We start from the raw sequence: 17,524 nt of genomic DNA on the forward strand, positions 1-17,524 counted from the left end.
GAAGGCCCGGCAGGATGCCGGGCCCAGGTCGTCTTGCCAGGGGTCGCAACAGCGGACTCAGCGCAGCGACAGCGCGCCCCTTGTCTCGCCTGAGGCAGCCTGTTCGTAGGCGGCGGCTTCTTCGGCTTCGACCTCGGGGCTGAAGCGCACCAGCAGCGCGCACAGCGAGGCCAGGATCACCGCCGCGCCCAGGTAGAACAGCCCCTGCTGGTAGCTGATCGATTCGGAACGGAACAGGAATCCCGCCGCCACCGCACCGGCGTTGCCGCCGGCGCCGACGATACCGGCCACCGCGCCGAGGGCGCGACGGTTGATGAAGGGCACCACGCCGAAGGTGGCGCCTTCGGCCATTTGCACGAACAGACTGAACACCAGCATCAGGCCGATGGCCAGCGCCAGTACGTGCATCTGGGAGAAGAACATCAGTGCCACGCCCTCACACAGCATGGCGATGAACAGCCAGCGTACGCGACCCTTGAGCCCGGCGTTGCGGGCGAACAGGTCAGAGAAGACCCCGCCCATGGTGCGAGCGAACAGGTTCATCAGGCCGAACAGTCCGGCGATCATGCCGGCGGTGGCCAGGGTCAGGTCGAAGTTGTCGAAGAAGTAGATGGCGGCGATGTTGTTGATGGTGAGTTCGACGCCGAAACAGGCGGCATAGACCACAAACAGCGCCCACACGCGGATATCCCGGGCGGCGGCGCCGAAGGTGCTGGACATGGAGCCTTCGCCGGAGGCTTCCGGCAACTCGCCGCGTGCGCGCAGGTCCTTGAAGTTGCCGTCGGGCGCGTCCTGGGTGAAGCGGTAATAGCACAGACCGGCGATGAACATCACCACACCTGGGACCACCATGGCCAGGCGCCAGCCCAGGGTCTCGCTGACGCCCAGCATCAACAGGCCAGAAAAGATCAACGGCATCAGGATCTGGGTAGTGCCACCGCCCAGGTTGCCCCAGCCGGCGGAGGTGGCGTTGGCCGTACCCACCACATTGGGCGCGAACATCACCGAGGTGTGGTACTGGGTGATGACGAAGGAGGCGCCGATCGCGCCGATGGCCAGGCGGGCCATCAGAAAGGACTCGAAGCTGTCGGCGAAACCGATGCTCATCACCGGGATGGCGCCCAGGCACAGCAGCCAGGTGTAGGCCAGGCGCGGCCCGATGCGGTCACACAGGACGCCGATGGCCAGACGCACGATTACCGTGATGGCCACCGAGGCGATGATGGTGTTGCCGATCTGGGTCTTGGTCAGTCCGAGGTCATCTCTGACCACGGCCATCAATGGCGCGATGCCGAACCAGCCGAAGAAGCACAGGTGGAAGGCGAACCAGGAGAAGTGAAAGGCTCGCATCTGGGGAGTCGAGAAGGAAAACAGGCGAATCCTGTTGGCCTTGTTGCGCAGATTCATGAACACAGCCCTCGCTGGGTGGACGAACACTCGAACTTGTGTGGCCTTCGCCATTGAAGGTCGGGTCCGACGCACTCGTACCGCTGGGGCCTGGTCTACGTCTGGCTCTCGCTAACCACTACTAAGCAAGCGGGATGCCTGTTTTTATTGAAACCTCGTTATATCAACACCTTGTGGTTTTCATGCGGAATAGCACTTCAGCAGGATCGCATCATTGCGCTGCATCATTGTGCACTCGACACCGCCCCAGTGCGCCGACTTGGTGCCAAAGAGAGAAGGTAGAGGAGCGCAGCGAAGAGAGAAGGAGCAGGAAGAGAGAGAAGGAGCAGGAAGAGAGAAGGTAGAGGGAGAGAGAAGGGAGAGAACGAGAGAGGAGAACGACTCAAGAAGATGTGCGAACAGAACTGCGAACAAAAGAGAACAAGGAGGAGGCGTCACCCGTCGCTGGCGGGTGACGCCGATGCTGGAGCCTCAAGCGATGGACTCAGTCGTTGAGGGCCAGGCGCTCACTGCTGTTCGGACAGCGCAGAAAGGCCGAATTGTTGAGCCAACGCTGGTCCGGGTAGTAGGTGAACAGGTACTGATTGTCGCGAATGCTGTTGATCAAGGGTACCGCCACCTCGGTACGTACCGCCGGGCAGCCGTGGCTGCGGCCGATGCGTCCGGTACGGTCGATGAACTCCTGGCTGACGTAGTCCGCACCGTGCATCACGATGGCGCGATCGAAGGCGTTGTCGTTGACCCCCGGCTCAAGACCCTCGAGTCGCAGGGAATAGCCGTTGCTGCCTACATAGCTGTTCTTGGTGCGAAACAGTCCGATGCTCGACTGGTAGCTCTCGGGCACGTTGGAGAACAGCGTGGCCATGGCGTCGCCGGAGTTCTTGCCGTGGCTCACCCATTCGCGAAACATCAGCCTGGGCTGGCGCAGGTCGAAGACCCACAGGCGGCGTTCGGTTGAAGGCAGGGAAAAGTCGATGACCGCCAGGCGCTCGGCGCCGGGGTCGGCGCAGTTGAGCGCCCGTGCGGCCAGGCGCAGTACCCCCGGGTTGGCCTTGGGGGCGAGGCGGGCCAGGGTCTGTTCGAGCGATGTGGCTGACGGCGCATTCGCCCTGACGGATGTCCTGAGAAAGTCCTGAGCGAGAACAGGCGCCGCAAAAAAGGCACTTAGGGTCAATAATAAGAGGTAACGAAAAATCGAGAGACGAGGTGATGCATTGTCATGAGAGGAGCTTCGTGACATCTCTAGGCTTCCTGTCGGTGATGTCGCGGATACGCGAACAGGCGTTACGCAAGATCAAATAACGCGATACGCTAATACACAGAGCGGAGAAACATGATCTTCGCGCACGCTAGAAAAATCAGGTCGGCTCGGCGGAACCCGATACCGACGACTCTATTATGACAATACCGCCCAGGATGGCCAGTATTGACGTCATGTTGCAGGGAGTAGATGCCATGTTTAGCCCAAATGTTCTATTGCGACTCATGCCAAGGAGGGGCGTCGCTGTAGCGCTTTGTTATGGTCTGCTGGTAGCCCCGGTCTGGGGGGCAACGGCAAGCGACGGAGGCGACGTCAGTGGCGAGGTCGCCAACGGCCAGGGGCTTGCCAGCGATGCCAGCGTCGAGCAGAACCTTCAGGATCTCGACGGGGTCGTGCCGGGTCCCCTGGCCAACGAGTTGGTCGGCGCCTCCGAGATGGTACAGCGATTCTACAGTCTGCGTGGCCAGCGTCCGGTGTGGACCGACATGGGCCGCGTGGAGGCCCTGGCCGACGGACTCAAGACGCTCGAGGATGATGGGCTCTCACCCTCGGACTACGCGCCCGACGCGCTGCTTGGCCAGGCCAGAGGGGCCGATCTCGAGACCCCCGGAGGCTTCGAGCTCGAGGCCACCGAAACGCTGCTGACCGCCATGGCCCATCTGCAACGTGGCAAGGTCGATCCACACCGCATCGACAGTGACTGGGAGGTCGATATTGCGCCACCGACGTTCGACCTGGTGGCGTTGTCGCGTGCCCTGGACGACGGCGATGTCGAGGCTGCGCTGGCGCTGGCACGGCCTCCTTTCGAGCCGTATCGTCAGCTAAGGGCCGCCCTGGCACGCTATCGCAACATCGAACGTCTGGGGGGCTGGCCACTGCTGCCGAGTCGCGAGACGCCGCTGAGTCCCGGCGATCAGGACACCGACGTCGCGCTGTTGCGCCAGCGCCTGGCGATGATCGGTGAACTGGAAGTGATGTCCGCCGACACCGGCCACTACCCGCACGTTGAGCTCGAGGCCCCCGAAGCTGAGGTGTACGACAGCACCCTGGCCGAGGCGGTACGCCGTTTTCAGCGCCGCCACCTGCTCGCCGACGATGGGGTGGTCGGACCCAATACCCAGACCGCCCTCAATCTTCCGGTGGGCTTTCGCATCGATCAGATCCGCGCCAACCTGGAGCGTGCCCGCTGGCTGCTGCATGGCCTGCCGGAGTCTTTCGTGCTGGTCGATATCGCCGGTTATCGGCTCAGCTACTTCCGCCCCGACGGCGACGTCTGGCGCTCACGTATCGTCGTCGGCCAACCCTACCGGCGCACGCCGACATTGCGTTCGGAGATTACCCACCTGACCCTCAACCCCACCTGGACGGTGCCGCCCACGATCTATCGTGAGGACATTCTGCCTCGAGTGAAGCGCGATCCGGGGTATCTGGCCAGCCGTGACATGGTGGCGTTATCACCCTCCGGCAAGCGTGTTGATCCCTATTCGGTCAACTGGTCGAGCCCCGGCGGGGTGATGCTGCGGCAGGGGGCCGGGCCTCGCAACCCCTTGGGGAGGGTCGTGATCCGTTTTCCCAATGACCACCTGGTCTACCTGCACGACACCCCGTCGCGAGGGCTGTTCAACCGTACTCAGCGTGCGCTGAGCTCAGGCTGCATCCGCGTGGAAGGGGTGGCGGAGCTGGCCCAGCTGTTGTTCGACGACTCGGACACCTCCGCCAACGTCGGCCGCCTGATCAACGACGGCAAGACCCGCAACGTGGCTCTGGATCGGCGCATTCCGGTGGTGCTCAACTACTGGACGGTGCAACCCGAGACCGATGGCCACCTGGCCTTCCGTCCCGATATCTACGACCGCGACCAGGCGGTGGTAACGGCGCTGGATACCCCGGTCATCCTGTAACAGGCCTGGAGTATCCACGACGCCGCTCTTGCAAGCGGCGTCGTGCCTTGTGAGGGGGAGGGGCGGGCCTGTCAGTTTCGCGTTGTACAACGCTGTCTGGCTGGCGCATTATTTGCCTGCGAACCAAGCGCTTTTCAGACAAGATCAAACAACAACGACATGGAATGAGGCGAAGTCATGCAACGATGGATGGCGGTGGCAGCACTGGGCATGGTCAGTACCGGTGTCTGGGCGCAGGATGACGACAAGCTGTTTCTGTTCAACTGGACCGAGTACATGGACCCGGCGCTGGTCGAGGCCTTCGAGCAGGAGTTCGGGGTGGAGGTGGTGCAGAACTACTTCACCTCAAACGCCGAGATGTTCTCCAAGCTGGCCGCCGGTGGTGACGCTCAATACGACGTGGTGGTGCCCACCGACTACTACGTCACCCGGCTGATCGACGCCGGCCTGGTGAGGGAGCTCGACGACCCGCGCATCCAGCAGGGGCGAGAGGATCTGATGGAAGCCTTCCGTCAGCCGCCCTATGACCCCGTAGAGCGCTACAGCGTGCCCTACCTGTGGGGCGTTACCGGTATCGTCTACGACACCAACACCTTCGCCGAGCTGCCGCACTCCTGGAGCGTGCTGTTCGACCCCGAGATCAATCCCGACCAGCCCTTCGCGCTGCTGGGTGGCGATCCCCAGGTATCACTCGGCATGGCCTGCGCCTACCAGGGAGCTGGGTTCGACTGCGTCGGTCAGGAGGCCTGGATCAACGCCGCCAAGCTGGTCAGCCAGACCCTGGAGCGGGGCAACTTCACCGGCTTCGTCGACAGTACCGCGGCGGTGGAGCAGGTGGCACGAGGCGTCAGTGCAGTGGCGGTGACCTACAGCGGCGACGTGGACTACCGCAAGGCCGATTCCCCCGAGATCTATGGTGATCTGGCCTTCTTCGCCCCCGAGGAAGGCGCCCAGCTCGGCATGGATACCTTCGTGGTGCCGGCGAGAGCCCCCCATCCGCAGCTGGCCCAGGACTTCATCAGCTTCATGATGCGTCCGGAAAATGCCGCCAAGGCGGCGAACTATGCCTACTACAGAACACCCAATGAGGCTGCCCTGCCGATGGTCGACGAGGCGCTGCGAGAGGCCTCCAGGCTCGATCCCGAGACCAGCGGTCACCTGGTGACCACGCCGCTGATCGAGGGGGACTCGCTGACCATGCTGCAGCAGCTATGGACCGAGGTGCGCTCACGTTGAGGTAGCCGTCCGGTCAAGGAATGGCGGTAAAAAAGCGGCCAGGCGACCCTTTCAGGGTAGCCTGGCCGCTCGCTTTTGCGCGGACGTCACCGCGCAAGGGGGCTCACCTCGGTGGATGTCAGCCCTTCAGCTGGTTGCCCACCGGCAGCTCCCGGATGCGCTTGCCGGTGGCGGCGAAGATGGCGTTGGTCAGGGCCGGCGCCACCGGGGGAAGCCCTGGCTCACCCACGCCGCCCATCGGCGCATCGGGATTGTCTACCAGATGGACACGCACCTCACGCGGGGCGTTGGCCTGGCGTGGCAGCAGGTACTGGTGGAAGTTGTCCTGTTCGATGCGACCGCCGCTTGCGCTGATCTCGTTCAGCAGGCCGATGCCGATGCCCATCACCACCGAGCCCTCCATCTGGGCACGGATGCGCTCGGGGTTGACCCTGGGGCCGCAGTCGAAGGCCACGTCCGCCTGGTGGACGATCACACTGCCCTGATCGTTGACCTCCACGTCCAGCACGATGGCGGTGTAGGAGCAGAAGCTGTGATGCACCGCCAGGCCCTGGCCGCGGCCTTCGGGCAACGACTTGCCCCAGTCGGCTTCCTCGGTCGCCCGCTCGACGACGCCACGCAGGCGACCGACATCGATGGTATAGCGCTCCGGGTCCTCTCCATAGTTCCAGGTGGCGCCGACGGCCAGCGGGTCGATCTCGCGCGCCGGCCCCAGAAGTTCCAGCAGGTAGTCGCGATGATCGCGTCCGGCGGCTGCGGCGAGTTCGGCAACGAAGCTCTGGATGGCAAAGGCGTGGGGCAGGTTGACCACCGAGCGGAACCAGCCGATGCGCTTGTGTGCCGGGGCCTCGCCGTTTTCCAGCGATAGCGCGGGAATGTCGAAGGGCAGGGGCGTCAGGCCCATGCCGAGTTCGTAGGTCGCCTTGTACTTGGGGTCGTCCTGGAAGATCGACATGATGGTCGGCGCCAGGGTGCGATGACGCCAGCCCTGGACCTTGCCGTCGCTGCCAAGGCCGGCTTCCAGGCGGTCCACCGACAGCGCGTGGAAGTAGGTGTGGTGAAGGTCGTCCTCGCGGGTCCACTGAAGCTGCACCGGGCGGCCGTCGAGGGCGCGACTCAAGTGCGCCGCCTCCACCACGAAGTCAGGCTTGGCCTTGCGCCCGAAGCCGCCGCCCAGCAGCGTCTGGTTGACCTTGACGCTGGCGCCGTCGATGCCGAGCTGCTTGGCGACCTGGTCGCGGGCGCTCTGCGGGTCCTGCACCGGCGCCCAGGTCTCGGCACCGTCTGCGTTTACCCGGGCGATGGCCACCGGTGGTTCCATGGTGGCATGGGCCAGGTGAGGCATGTAGTAGGTGGCGCTGTGGCGGGACTCGGCGTCGGCCAGCGCTGCCTCGATATCGCCGCTGGCTCTGAGCACCTTGCCGGGGGAATCGGCGCGCTGCTCGAGCATCTCGCGGTAGCTTTCGGTGTCGTAGCCGGCGTTGGCGTCGAGCCCTTCGGTATTCCACTGGATCTTGAGCGCCTTGCGTCCTTCGATGGCCGCCCAGGTGTTGTCGGCGATCACCCCCACGCCGCCGAGCGGGTGGAAGGAAGACGGCTGGGAGGTGCCCTCGAGCCTGACGGTCTTGATCACCCCGGGAATCTTGAGCGTCTCGCTGTCATCGACGCTGGCGACGCTTGCACCCAGCACATCGGGGCGCGCGATCACCGCGTAGGCCATGTCCGGCAGGCGCATGTCGCCGCCGTAGATGGCCTTGCCGCTGACAATATCCTCACCGTCCACCGCCGGGGCGCGCTCGAGGTTGCCGGTATCACTGTCGTGGCTGGGGCCGAGGGACTTGCCGATCAGTCGCCATTCGCTTTCGGGCTTGAGTGTCAGCGAGTCTCGAGAGGGGATATCGAGCTCCCTGGCCGCCGCCGCCAGCTCGCCGAAGCCGAGTTCGCGCCCGCTAGGCGTGTGGACGATGACGTGGACGCCGGCCTGGCATTCGTCCACAGGTACGTCCCAGCGCTGGGCGGCGGCCTGTTCCAGCATCCGACGGGCCGACGCGGCGGCCCGCCGCATGGGATCGAACCAGTGGCGCATGCTGCGCGAGCCGTCGGTGTCCTGGTTGCCGTAGGTGTCGGAATCCCCCGGGGCCTGGGTAGCCTTGACCTTGCTCCAGTCGGCACCCAGCTCATCGGCGGCCACCATCACCAGGCTGGTGCGGATGCCCTGGCCCATCTCGGCGCGATGGTTGGTCACGGTGACGCTGCCGTCCTCGTCGATCTGGATGAACACGTTGGGATTGTCGACCCAGCCGTAGGCCATGCCGGCGGCGCCGTACTGCTTGTCCTCGGCGGCGGCGGCCAGGTCCCAGCGGGCGGCTACCACCAGCGCGCTGCCGGCGGCCAGTCCCTGGAGAAAGCGTCTGCGGCTGACGTTGGCCAGCAGCAGCGTATCGACGGTACGGTTCATGCCTGCTCCTCCTGTCCGGCTGCACGATGGATCGCGGTGCGGATCCGGTTGTAGGTGCCGCAGCGGCAGATGTTGCCCCCCATGGCGCTGGCGATGTCATCGTCGCTGGGGTTGGCGTTGTCCTTGAGGAAGGCGGTCGCGCTCATGATCTGGCCGGCCTGGCAGTAGCCGCACTGGGCCACGCCGACATCCAGCCATGCCTCCTGCACCTTGCTGCCGACAGCGTCGGTGGCCATGGCCTCGATGGTGGTCACGTGCTTGCCCGCAGCCGCCGCTACCGGCGTGACGCAGGAGCGCACGGCGGCGCCGTCCAGGTGAACAGTACAGGCGCCACACAGCCCCATGCCGCAGCCAAACTTGGTGCCGGTCAGATTTACCACATCGCGCAGCGCCCACAGCAGCGGCATCTGTTCGGGCACGTCCAGTTCATGCTGCTGGTCGTTGATCGTCAGGGTTATCACCGTTCACCTCCTGGTGCTTGTTGTTGTCGATGCGCTCTTTGTTGGCGCTGTGCTCTTTGTTGGCGCTGTGCTCTTTGTTGGCGCTGCGCTCTTTAGTGTCGATGCGCTTGCGATATCGCTGCGCTCTTCACTGGCGCTGCACTGGTCGTTGTCGCCATGCTTGCCGTTGCCTTGGCGTGTCACGGTCGAGGCTTTGCCCCTGCAGCTGATCATAGGCAATTTACCTGCAACTTATTGTTCCACTTTGGGCCGAAGTCGGCGCCCTTGGCTAAGCGTACTTAGGTGCACGAGTGCCGTAGCACGGCCTCGGCTCTGCCGACCGAAAACGGCAGCGGGAGAGGACCTAAAGGAATGCGCGAGCGCAAGATCGGTAACAATGCGACTGGCAGAAAATCGACAGGTGGGGAGAAGAGACAGGAGAGACAGGAGAGACAGGAGAGACAGGAGAGACAGGAGAGACAGGAGAGACAGGAGAGACAGGAGAGACAGGAGAGACAGGAGAGGAGAAAAGACAAGGGACACGCCACCCGAAGGCGGGTGGCGTGAAGGATCGATCAGTTCTGGTCGACGCGATCCTTGGCGGCGCTGAAGCCCATCAGCGACACGTTGAGGTCCTGACGCTGGCCGCGCGGGTTGACGATGCTGACGGTGGCGGTGCTGCCGGCCTTCAACTGGTTGAGCAGTTGCGGCTGCAGCGGGATGTCGGCACGGCAGCCCTGGGGCACACACACCTGGTAGGGCATGCCCACCGGCTCGTTGGTATCGACCTTGAGCTGCAGGCCTGGGGCCAGACGTACGCCCAGCGGAACCAGGAAGGTCATGGCAGAACCGTCCAGCTGAGCAGGGTTGCCGACCACGACCCGAAGGACCGGCTCGCCATCGGCACCATTGACCAGCTGGGTCATGGAGCAGGAGCCGTCGGACGGGTTGACCGGGCAGTTGACCTCCCAGGACTGGAAGGTTTCGGTGTTGACGGCGGGTCCGGCATTACCGGTGCTCTGGGCGAAGGTCAGCGGCGACAGCGCCAGCAGGCTCAGCACACCGGCGGCACGCAGGCCGGACGCAAGGCGATTGAACATAAACGGCAGGCTCCTTTCCAAATCCATTGGCAGACAAAGGCTCGGGGCATAGTTCAACACGGAATGGGGCCTGTTGGCGACTGTCGCGAGGGGTTAAGGGCACTGACCACGGCGCCATGTCGGATTTTCTCTTTTTCTCAGCCCAGCCCAGCCCAGCCCAACCCTACACAAGATGCGGTCGACCTCGGGTAGCGTGGAAGCAGGAGCGACTGCGGGATCGATCGAGAGATCGACAGCGGGATCGACTAGAGTGGGGCGAGATCCTCGTAGCTGGCCTTCAGTACGATCCCGAAGTGCTCTTCCAGCGCCGCCAGATAGGCCGCGCCCGGGGGCAGGAGCTGTTCGCTTGCCGCGCCCCCGCGTCGGATCTTCAGGGTGAAGTCGGAAAGGCTGATCTGGCCCTCGGGGGTGGTCAGCGCGGCCATGCGCGAGGTGGTGAAGTGCAGGCCTGGCCAGGTGGAGGTGAAGTGATTGGCCATCTGAATATCACCTTCGCACACCGTGGTGAAATCGACGCTATAGAGGTCGACCCATTGGGCTCCCATCAATGATTGCAGCATGATCCCGTAGCAAGCGTTCTCCACCAGTCGTAGCGTCTGGTCTCCGATGTGGAGCGGGGTGTCCGGGGTCAGCGGTATCGGGGCACAGGGCGTATTGGTGCCGAAGCCGGCGTCGACCAGCCATTGGCGGTTGTCCAGCGTCACCAGCGATACCTGATGACTGCGCCCGGTGGGGGTTCCCGACAGATGCACACGTCCCAACAGGGCCCTGGCCTCGAATCCGAAGGCCTCAAGTGCCATCAGCAACAGGCCGTTGAGCTCGAAGCAGTAGCCGCCCCGGCGTTGACCGATAAGCTTGGCCAGAATGCCCTGGGCACTGACATCCACGCCGCGGCCCAGGCAGATATCGAAGTTCTCGAAGGGCAGCGAGGTGAGCTGGGCGCGATGCAGCGCGTGCAAGCACTCGGCAGACACCTCGACAGGTTGCACAAGGCCGATACGCTCAAGGTATTGGTCGCAGGGAAAGTCCGAGAGGGGCATGGGCGGTTACGCGTAGCAAAGTTCGGTTTAGCCTAGTGCGAGGGCAGCGGCCTTGCCAGCCTTCGCGCGTCGTCACCACGCATGCGGACAGGCTCGGTCGCTTGCCTGCCTGCCCGGCACAGCGCAACAGCCGTGCTAGGATGACCGATCCTTTTTCGATCGCTTGGGGGCTTGGCATGGAGGAGATGGGGCTGCGATGGCTCGCCGGGCAGGCCGTCAGCCTGGTGGCGCTCACGCTCTGTGTGATCGGCTTCGCCAGCCGGCATGACGACAAGCTCCTGGTATTGCTGCTGGGAGCCAACCTGGCCTTCGCGACCCAGTTTGCCCTGCTGGGGAGCTGGGTAGCCGCGTCGATCTCGGCCCTGATCATCCTGCGCATCGCTCTGGCGCGACGCTTTCCCGGCAATCTGGCGATCATGCTTGGCATGTTGCTCGCCACCTTGCTGGTAGCGGCGCTGACCTGGAGCGATGCGCGTGATCTTCCTGCCCTGGCGGCAGGGCTGCTTGGCACCTTTGCCATGTTCATGCTCAGAGGGGTGGCGATGCGTCTGGTACTGGCCGGCGCCGCCTTCTGCTGGATCATCAGCAATCTGCTGGCAGGTTCGCTGGGTGGCACTCTGGCCGAGACGCTGATCTTCGCCACCAACATCATCACCATCGTGCGCCTGAGGCGCCAGGCCTCGGCCGCCGCCCACTGATCCTGGCGGCTGTCGTCGATTCCTTGTGGTGGACGCGAAACGGTCACGGAATTGACATCCTTGTCTCGTATATATGAAATTCCATATATCCTGAGGCGCCCCCGATGACGATGTCACAAGAGTCCCGCAAGCAACGCGTGTTGTTTCTGTGTCACGCCAATTCCGCTCGCTCGCTGATGGGCGAGGCGCTGTTGCGCCACCTGGCCGGTGATCGCTTCGATGCCTTCAGCGCCGGTACCGAGCCGGACGAGCCGCATCAGAAGACGCTGGCCGCGCTCAAGGAGCAGTCCATCAGCACCGAGGGGCTCGCCAGTCAGTCCCTCGACAGCTTCGAGGGACAGCACTTCGATGCCGTCATCGTGCTGTGCGACAAGGCCCAGGAAACCTGTCGCGACTGGGAGGGCAGTCGCGACGAGCATCTCTATTGGGATATCCGCGATCCCCGTGGCATCGAGCGTGACAACGCCTACGCCCAGGCGCTTCAGGAAATCCGCGTGCGCCTGATGCTGTGGCTGCAGATCAAGGATCGTGATCGCGCCCGCCACCTGGCCGACGATTGATGGCGTAACCCTCTGTCGGCAGAGCCTGGCGGGTGCCGGGGCGCAATACTCACTTTCTAAAGCGAGACTTTCATGACGCTACGTATCGGTATCAATGGTTTCGGGCGGATCGGCCGCCTGGTGGTTCGCAGTCTGTGGCCGCGTATCGCCGCCGGGGAGGTCGACCTGGTTCGCGTCAACGATCCCGGTGGTGACGCCGCCACCTTCGCCCACCTGCTGGAGTTCGATTCGGTGCACGGCCACTTTTCGCCCGAGGGCGGGATCAATGGCGAGGGCGAGCAGCTGAACCTCGACGGTCGCGCGGTGGCCTTCAGCGGAGCAAGCGTGCCGGCCGACGCGGACTGGTCCGGCTGCGACGTGGTGATCGAATGCTCCGGCAAGCACAAGACTCTGGACAGGCTTCAGGCCTATCTCGACCAGGGCGTGCGGCGCGTCGTGGTCAGCGCGCCGGTCAAGGAGGAGGGCGTGCTCAACGTGGTCATGGGGGTCAACGATGATCTCTACGAGCCCGAGCGGCACCGCATCGTCACCGCCGCCAGTTGCACCACCAACTGTCTGGCCCCGGTGGTCAAGGTGATTCAACAGTGTTTCGGAATCCGTCATGGCTCCATGACCACGGTGCATGACATCACCAACACCCAGACCATCCTCGACGCGCCCCACAAGGACCTGCGTCGGGCGCGGGCCTGTGGCATGAGCCTGATCCCTACCACGACCGGGTCGGCCAAGGCGATCACCGCGATCTTTCCCGAGCTCGAGGGCAAGCTCAATGGCCACGCCATCCGCGTGCCGCTGGCCAATGCCTCGCTCACCGACATGGTCTTCGAACTTGAGCGCGAGGTGACGGTGGATGAGGTCAACGCCGCCCTGCTCAAGGCCGCCGAAGGGGAGCTTGCCGGTATTCTCGGCTACGAGGAGCGCCCGCTGGTTTCCATCGATTACCGCACCGACCCGCGCAGCTCGATCATCGATGCGCTGTCGACCATGGTGGTCAACGCCACCCAGCTCAAGCTCTACGCCTGGTACGACAACGAGTGGGGCTACGCCAACCGCACCGCAGAGCTGGCGCTGAAGGTGGGTCGTGGCTGAATCGTTGATGGCGCGGGTGAAGGCGCTGCCCTTCGAAATCCGCCAGTACCTGCTGATCACCGGCAACTACTGGGCCTTTACCGTTACCGACGGCGCCCTGCGCATGCTGGTGGTGCTGCACTTCCACCAGTTGGGCTATTCGCCCCTCGAGGTGGCGATGCTGTTCTTGTTCTACGAAGCCTTCGGGGTGATCACCAACCTGGTGGGGGGCTGGCTCGGGGCACGGCTGGGGCTCAATCGCACCATGAATCTGGGACTCGCTCTGCAGATCGTGGCGCTGGCCATGCTGATGGTGCCGTCCTCGGCGCTGAGCGTGGCCTGGGTCATGGCGGCCCAGGCATTGTCGGGCATCGCCAAGGACCTCAACAAGATGAGCGCCAAGAGCGCGGTCAAGGTACTGGTGCCCGCCGAGAGTGCCTCGGCAAGCTCTACCCTGTATCGCTGGGTGGCGATCCTGACCGGCTCCAAGAACGCGCTGAAGGGGGCCGGTTTCTTCCTCGGCGGCCTGCTGCTGACGCTGATCGGCTTTCGTGGTGCGGTCATCGTCATGGCGCTGATGCTGCTGGCGGTGCTGGTCCTCTCGCTGGTTCGCCTCAAGGCCGATCTGGGGCGCGCGAAGCGCAAGCCCAAGTTCTCCGAGATATTTTCCAAGTCCCGCGCGATCAATGTCCTGTCGGCCGCGCGCCTGTGTCTGTTTGCCTCCCGGGACGTCTGGTTCGTGGTGGCCTTGCCGGTGTTTCTCTATGACCAGCATGGCTGGAGCCACTGGACGGTGGGCGGGCTGCTGGCGATCTGGGTGATCGGCTACGGCGGTGTCCAGACCCAGGCGCCCCGGCTGACCTCGCTGATGGCAGGAAGCCAGCGACGCACGACGGTATTCTGGGCGCTGGCCCTGGCGGGGCTGCCAGCCCTGCTGGCGGTGCTGCCGCTGGCTCAGGTGGGCTGGCTGGTGGTGGGCCTGTTGCTGTTCGGGGTGCTGTTCGCCATCAATTCGAGCTGGCACAGCTACCTGATCGTGCACTACGCCCGCGCCGAGGGTGCCTCCATGGACGTGGGCTTCTATTACATGGCCAACGCCATGGGGCGCCTGCTCGGCACCTTGCTGTCGGGCTGGCTGTATCAAAGCCAGGGGCTGTCGGCCTGCCTGTGGGTGTCAGCGGCGCTGGTGCTGGCCAGCGCCCTGATGGCACTGGCCTTGCCCGGCGATGGTCAGCCTGAGCCCGCAGCCGCTGACGACGAGGCAAGGCCCGCTTAAGATAGTCGGCCCGCGGAGGAACCCCGTGACGCTGAACGAAGAAGGCCGCTGCCCAGGGAAAAAAGATGAACAGGCAAAGATGAACAGGAAACGCCGATGATGTCGCTGGACCCGTTACGCCTCTACAAGTGCCTGTCGGAAGAGACGCGCCTGTCGATCATGCTGTTGCTGCTGCAGGAAGGAGAGCTCTGCGTCTGCGAAATGACCGCGGTGCTCGAGGTGTCGCAACCCAAGGTGTCACGCCACCTGGCAGAGCTGCGTCGCTGTGGGTTGCTCCAGGATCGTCGCGATGGCCAGTGGGTCCACTACCGCCTGAGCGCCGAGCTGCCCGACTGGGCGCTCGACTGTCTCGAAGCCGGCGCCCGGGGGCGACGGGCCGAGCTTGAGGCATTGCACGAAGGACTGGCCAGGATGGGGGATCGTCCGCAGCGCTGCGAGAGCCTCTGCTGAGGCGCTGTCGCCTTCCATGGTCACCCTGATCGCCTTGCCCGGCCTTTGAAAAGACGCAGGCAACTTGCCTGTATTACAAGAAGAGGGCCTACACTGAAGCTGTGCACCGGCATGTTAATTCTCATGCTAACCAATTAACATGCCGGCCACTTAAACGATTCAGTGCAAGGACCTTGGATCATGATCATCTACTCCCTCATCCTGTTGTTGGTGGGGCTTTCGCTATTGGGGGGCGGCGCCTGGCTGGTCACCCTGGGTGGAAGCTGGTACTACGCCCTGGCCGGTCTGGTGCTGATCGCGGTGGGCGCCATGGCGCGCTCCCGTCGCGTGCCGGCGCAGCTGTTTTACGCCGGGCTGCTTGTCGCCACGGCCGCCTGGGCCCTCTGGGAATCCGGCTATGACTGGTGGCCGCTGGCCACCCGCATGGGCCTGTTGATGCTGCTAGCCATTCCGCTGCTGTGGCCGCCGCGTGCCGGCAAGCGTCTGGGTACGGCGGTGCTGCTGCCGGTCTGGGCGGTGCTGGGTGTAGGCCTGCTGGGTAGTCTGGCGGTGGACGCTCATCGCATCGAGGGGCGACTCAACGAGGACGAGATCGTCCAGTCACCCGAGCTTGGCGATTCGCCGGAGGCGAGCTGGCATGCCTACGGCCGCAGCAACCTGGGTCAGCGCTACTCGCCGCTGGACCAGATCACCCCGGATAACGTCGGCGAACTGGAACTGGCCTGGCAGTATCAGACCGGTGACAGGAAGGGCCCTGACGACGTCGGGGAGACCACCTACGAGGCCACGCCGCTGAAGGTGGGTAATGCGCTGTTTCTGTGTACGCCGCACAACTGGCTGGTGACGCTGGACGCCGATAGCGGCGAGAAACTTTGGCAGTATGACGCCAAGGTGCCTGCGGAAAGCTCACGCCAGCACCAGACCTGTCGTGGCGTCTCCTACCTGCCGCCGGCATCCGGCGATGGCGATAGCCTCGACGTCGCGGCGGCGAGCCAGCCGGCCGAGGCGCTGGAGCCGATCCAGTGCGACGCCCAGCTGTTCATGCCGACCTCCGATGCGCGCCTGCTGGCCGTCGATCCGGCCACCGGTGCCCGCTGCGCCAACTTCGCCGACAACGGCGAGCTGGACCTGATGCACAACATGCCGTTCACCCAGTCCGGCTTCTACTACTCGACCTCGCCCCCCGTGGTGGCCAATGGCCTGGTGGTGGTGGCCGGGGCGGTCAATGACAACTACGCCGTCGATTCACCCTCCGGCGTGATCCGCGCCTACGACGCCAGGACCGGCGAGCTGCGCTGGAACTGGGATTCCGGCAACCCGAACGAGACCGCGCCGATCGGTGAGGACGAGACCTACGCCACCAGCTCCCCCAATAGCTGGGCGGTGGCCAGCGCCGACGAAGAGCTGGGGCTGATCTACTTCCCGATGGGCAACCGGACCCCGGACCAGCTCGGCCACTTCCGCAGTGAGGCCGAAGAGAAGTTCGCCACCTCGGTGGTGGCGCTGCGTCTGGACAGCGGCCAGGTGGAGTGGGTCCAGCAGTTCGTCCACCACGACCTGTGGGACATGGACACCCCGGCGCAGCCGAGCCTGGTCGACCTGGAGACCGACGAGGGCATGCAGCCCGCGCTGGTGGTGCCGACCAAGCAGGGGGACGTCTACGTCCTCAACCGCGCCACCGGCGAGCCGATCTTCCCGATCACCGAGGAGCCGGCACCGCAGGGCACCATCGAAGGCGACTACGCGGCACCGACCCAGCCCAGGTCTGCCCTGAGCTTCCGTCCGCCGAAGCTGCGCGAGGCCGACATGTGGGGAGGCAGCCTGATCGACCAGATGGTCTGCCGTATCCAGTTCCGCTCGCTGCGCTACGAGGGTCAGTACACCCCGCCGTCCGAGCAGGGCACCATCGTCTTCCCCGGCAACTTCGGCGTCTTCAACTGGGGTAGCCTGGCGGTGGACCCCAAGCGCCAGGTGATGTTCGGCATGCCGCTGTATCTGGCCTTCACCAGCACCCTGGTGCCCAAGGATGGCGCCGAACTCGGCGAGACCAACCAGGGTGAGCAGGGGCTCAACGAGAACGCCGGTGCCGACTACGCGGTGGAGATGAAGCCGTTCCTGTCGCCGCTGGGCATTCCCTGCCAGCAGCCGCCCTGGGGCTACGTGGCCGGCACCGACCTGCGTACCGGTGAGGTCGCCTGGCAGCACAAGAACGGCACCATCGAAGACATGACAGCGCTGCCGCTGCCCTTCGAGATGGGGGTGCCGGGTATCGGCGGTCCGATCATCACCGACGGAGGAGTGGCCTTCCTGGCGGCGTCCGTGGACGACTACTTCCGTGCCTACGACCTGACCACCGGCGAGCAGCTGTGGGAGTCGCGGCTGCCAGCCGGCGGCCAGGCCACGCCGATGACCTACCTCAATAGCAAAGGCGAGCAGATGGTCGTGCTGGTGGCCGGGGGGCATGGCTCGATCGGCACCACCATCGGTGACTACGTGATGGCCTACAAGCTGCCGGATCAGGCGTCACAGTAGGCGAGCAGGGAGGGGAGCCGAACATCCGGCTCCTGCCCTGAAACAACGCCGTTGCAGCAAGAGCCCTCGTCGGATACCCGACGGGGGCTCTTGCTTA

Annotated in this window: 15 protein-coding genes; 9 read left to right on the forward strand and 6 right to left on the reverse strand. The window is 64.5% G+C overall.

Annotated features, from left to right (window positions below):
• Positions 1-57 precede the first annotated feature (57 nt).
• Together NFH98_RS05410 and NFH98_RS05415 are read right to left on the reverse strand one after the other, a co-directional pair.
• Positions 58-1,407: an MFS transporter gene (locus NFH98_RS05410; protein ID WP_045992599.1), complete on the reverse strand. Its 1,350-nt coding sequence runs from the start codon at positions 1,405-1,407 to the stop codon at positions 58-60.
• 484 nt (positions 1,408-1,891) lie between these two features.
• Entirely contained in the window at positions 1,892-2,581 is a 690-nt protein-coding gene (locus tag NFH98_RS05415; RefSeq protein WP_045992598.1) for a murein L,D-transpeptidase catalytic domain family protein, read from the reverse strand.
• Between the two features lie 281 nt (positions 2,582-2,862).
• On the opposite strand from NFH98_RS05415, the gene NFH98_RS05420 reads away from it, so the two are divergent.
• Together NFH98_RS05420 and NFH98_RS05425 are read left to right on the forward strand one after the other, a co-directional pair.
• Positions 2,863-4,569 carry a L,D-transpeptidase family protein gene (locus tag NFH98_RS05420; RefSeq protein ID WP_260425263.1) on the forward strand — a complete coding sequence of 569 codons (1,707 nt, stop codon included), beginning with the start codon at positions 2,863-2,865 and terminating at the stop codon, positions 4,567-4,569.
• Positions 4,570-4,746: 177 nt separating this feature from the next.
• Entirely contained in the window at positions 4,747-5,805 is a 1,059-nt protein-coding gene (locus NFH98_RS05425; protein ID WP_124802528.1) for a polyamine ABC transporter substrate-binding protein, read from the forward strand.
• 118 nt (positions 5,806-5,923) lie between these two features.
• On the opposite strand, the gene NFH98_RS05430 is transcribed toward NFH98_RS05425, so the two are convergent.
• A complete protein-coding gene (locus NFH98_RS05430; protein ID WP_124802526.1) occupies positions 5,924-8,263 on the reverse strand; it encodes a xanthine dehydrogenase family protein molybdopterin-binding subunit in 2,340 nt (779 codons plus the stop codon).
• Positions 8,260-8,724 carry a (2Fe-2S)-binding protein gene (locus tag NFH98_RS05435; RefSeq protein ID WP_124802524.1) on the reverse strand — a complete coding sequence of 155 codons (465 nt, stop codon included), beginning with the start codon at positions 8,722-8,724 and terminating at the stop codon, positions 8,260-8,262. Before NFH98_RS05435 ends, NFH98_RS05430 begins: the two co-directional genes overlap by 4 nt.
• 351 nt (positions 8,725-9,075) lie before the next feature.
• Between NFH98_RS05435 and NFH98_RS05440 the strand changes: the two genes are divergently transcribed.
• Positions 9,076-9,270, forward strand: coding sequence for a hypothetical protein (locus NFH98_RS05440; RefSeq protein WP_124802522.1), 195 nt, complete (start codon positions 9,076-9,078; stop codon positions 9,268-9,270).
• 8 nt (positions 9,271-9,278) lie between these two features.
• On the opposite strand, the gene NFH98_RS05445 is transcribed toward NFH98_RS05440, so the two are convergent.
• Both NFH98_RS05445 and NFH98_RS05450 read right to left on the reverse strand, forming a co-directional pair.
• Positions 9,279-9,803 (reverse strand): invasion associated locus B family protein, encoded by a 525-nt coding sequence (locus NFH98_RS05445; RefSeq protein ID WP_045992593.1) that lies wholly within the window; start codon positions 9,801-9,803, stop codon positions 9,279-9,281.
• Between the two features lie 245 nt (positions 9,804-10,048).
• Positions 10,049-10,762 (reverse strand): arylamine N-acetyltransferase family protein, encoded by a 714-nt coding sequence (locus tag NFH98_RS05450; protein ID WP_260425262.1) that lies wholly within the window; start codon positions 10,760-10,762, stop codon positions 10,049-10,051.
• A 221-nt stretch (positions 10,763-10,983) separates the two neighbouring features.
• Between NFH98_RS05450 and NFH98_RS05455 the strand changes: the two genes are divergently transcribed.
• The 6 genes from NFH98_RS05455 (at position 10,984) to NFH98_RS05480 (ending at position 17,427) form a co-directional block, all read left to right on the forward strand.
• Complete coding sequence (locus NFH98_RS05455; RefSeq protein ID WP_231498492.1) at positions 10,984-11,541, forward strand: YgjV family protein; 558 nt, start codon at positions 10,984-10,986, stop codon at positions 11,539-11,541.
• A gap of 104 nt (positions 11,542-11,645) precedes the next feature.
• A complete protein-coding gene (locus NFH98_RS05460; RefSeq protein ID WP_308812402.1) occupies positions 11,646-12,101 on the forward strand; it encodes an arsenate reductase ArsC in 456 nt (151 codons plus the stop codon).
• Between the two features lie 72 nt (positions 12,102-12,173).
• Complete coding sequence (locus NFH98_RS05465) at positions 12,174-13,190, forward strand: ArsJ-associated glyceraldehyde-3-phosphate dehydrogenase (protein WP_349622318.1); 1,017 nt, start codon at positions 12,174-12,176, stop codon at positions 13,188-13,190.
• Between the two features lie 7 nt (positions 13,191-13,197).
• Positions 13,198-14,445 carry an organoarsenical effux MFS transporter ArsJ gene (gene arsJ, locus NFH98_RS05470; protein ID WP_124802937.1) on the forward strand — a complete coding sequence of 416 codons (1,248 nt, stop codon included), beginning with the start codon at positions 13,198-13,200 and terminating at the stop codon, positions 14,443-14,445.
• Positions 14,446-14,541: 96 nt separating this feature from the next.
• Positions 14,542-14,895 (forward strand): metalloregulator ArsR/SmtB family transcription factor, encoded by a 354-nt coding sequence (locus NFH98_RS05475; protein WP_108449713.1) that lies wholly within the window; start codon positions 14,542-14,544, stop codon positions 14,893-14,895.
• Between the two features lie 180 nt (positions 14,896-15,075).
• Positions 15,076-17,427: a glucose/quinate/shikimate family membrane-bound PQQ-dependent dehydrogenase gene (locus NFH98_RS05480; RefSeq protein WP_124802516.1), complete on the forward strand. Its 2,352-nt coding sequence runs from the start codon at positions 15,076-15,078 to the stop codon at positions 17,425-17,427.
• Positions 17,428-17,524 lie beyond the last annotated feature (97 nt).

The organism is Halomonas sp. H33-56, assembly GCF_040147035.1.
In the GTDB taxonomy this organism is placed as follows: Bacteria; Pseudomonadota; Gammaproteobacteria; order Pseudomonadales; family Halomonadaceae; genus Halomonas; species Halomonas litopenaei.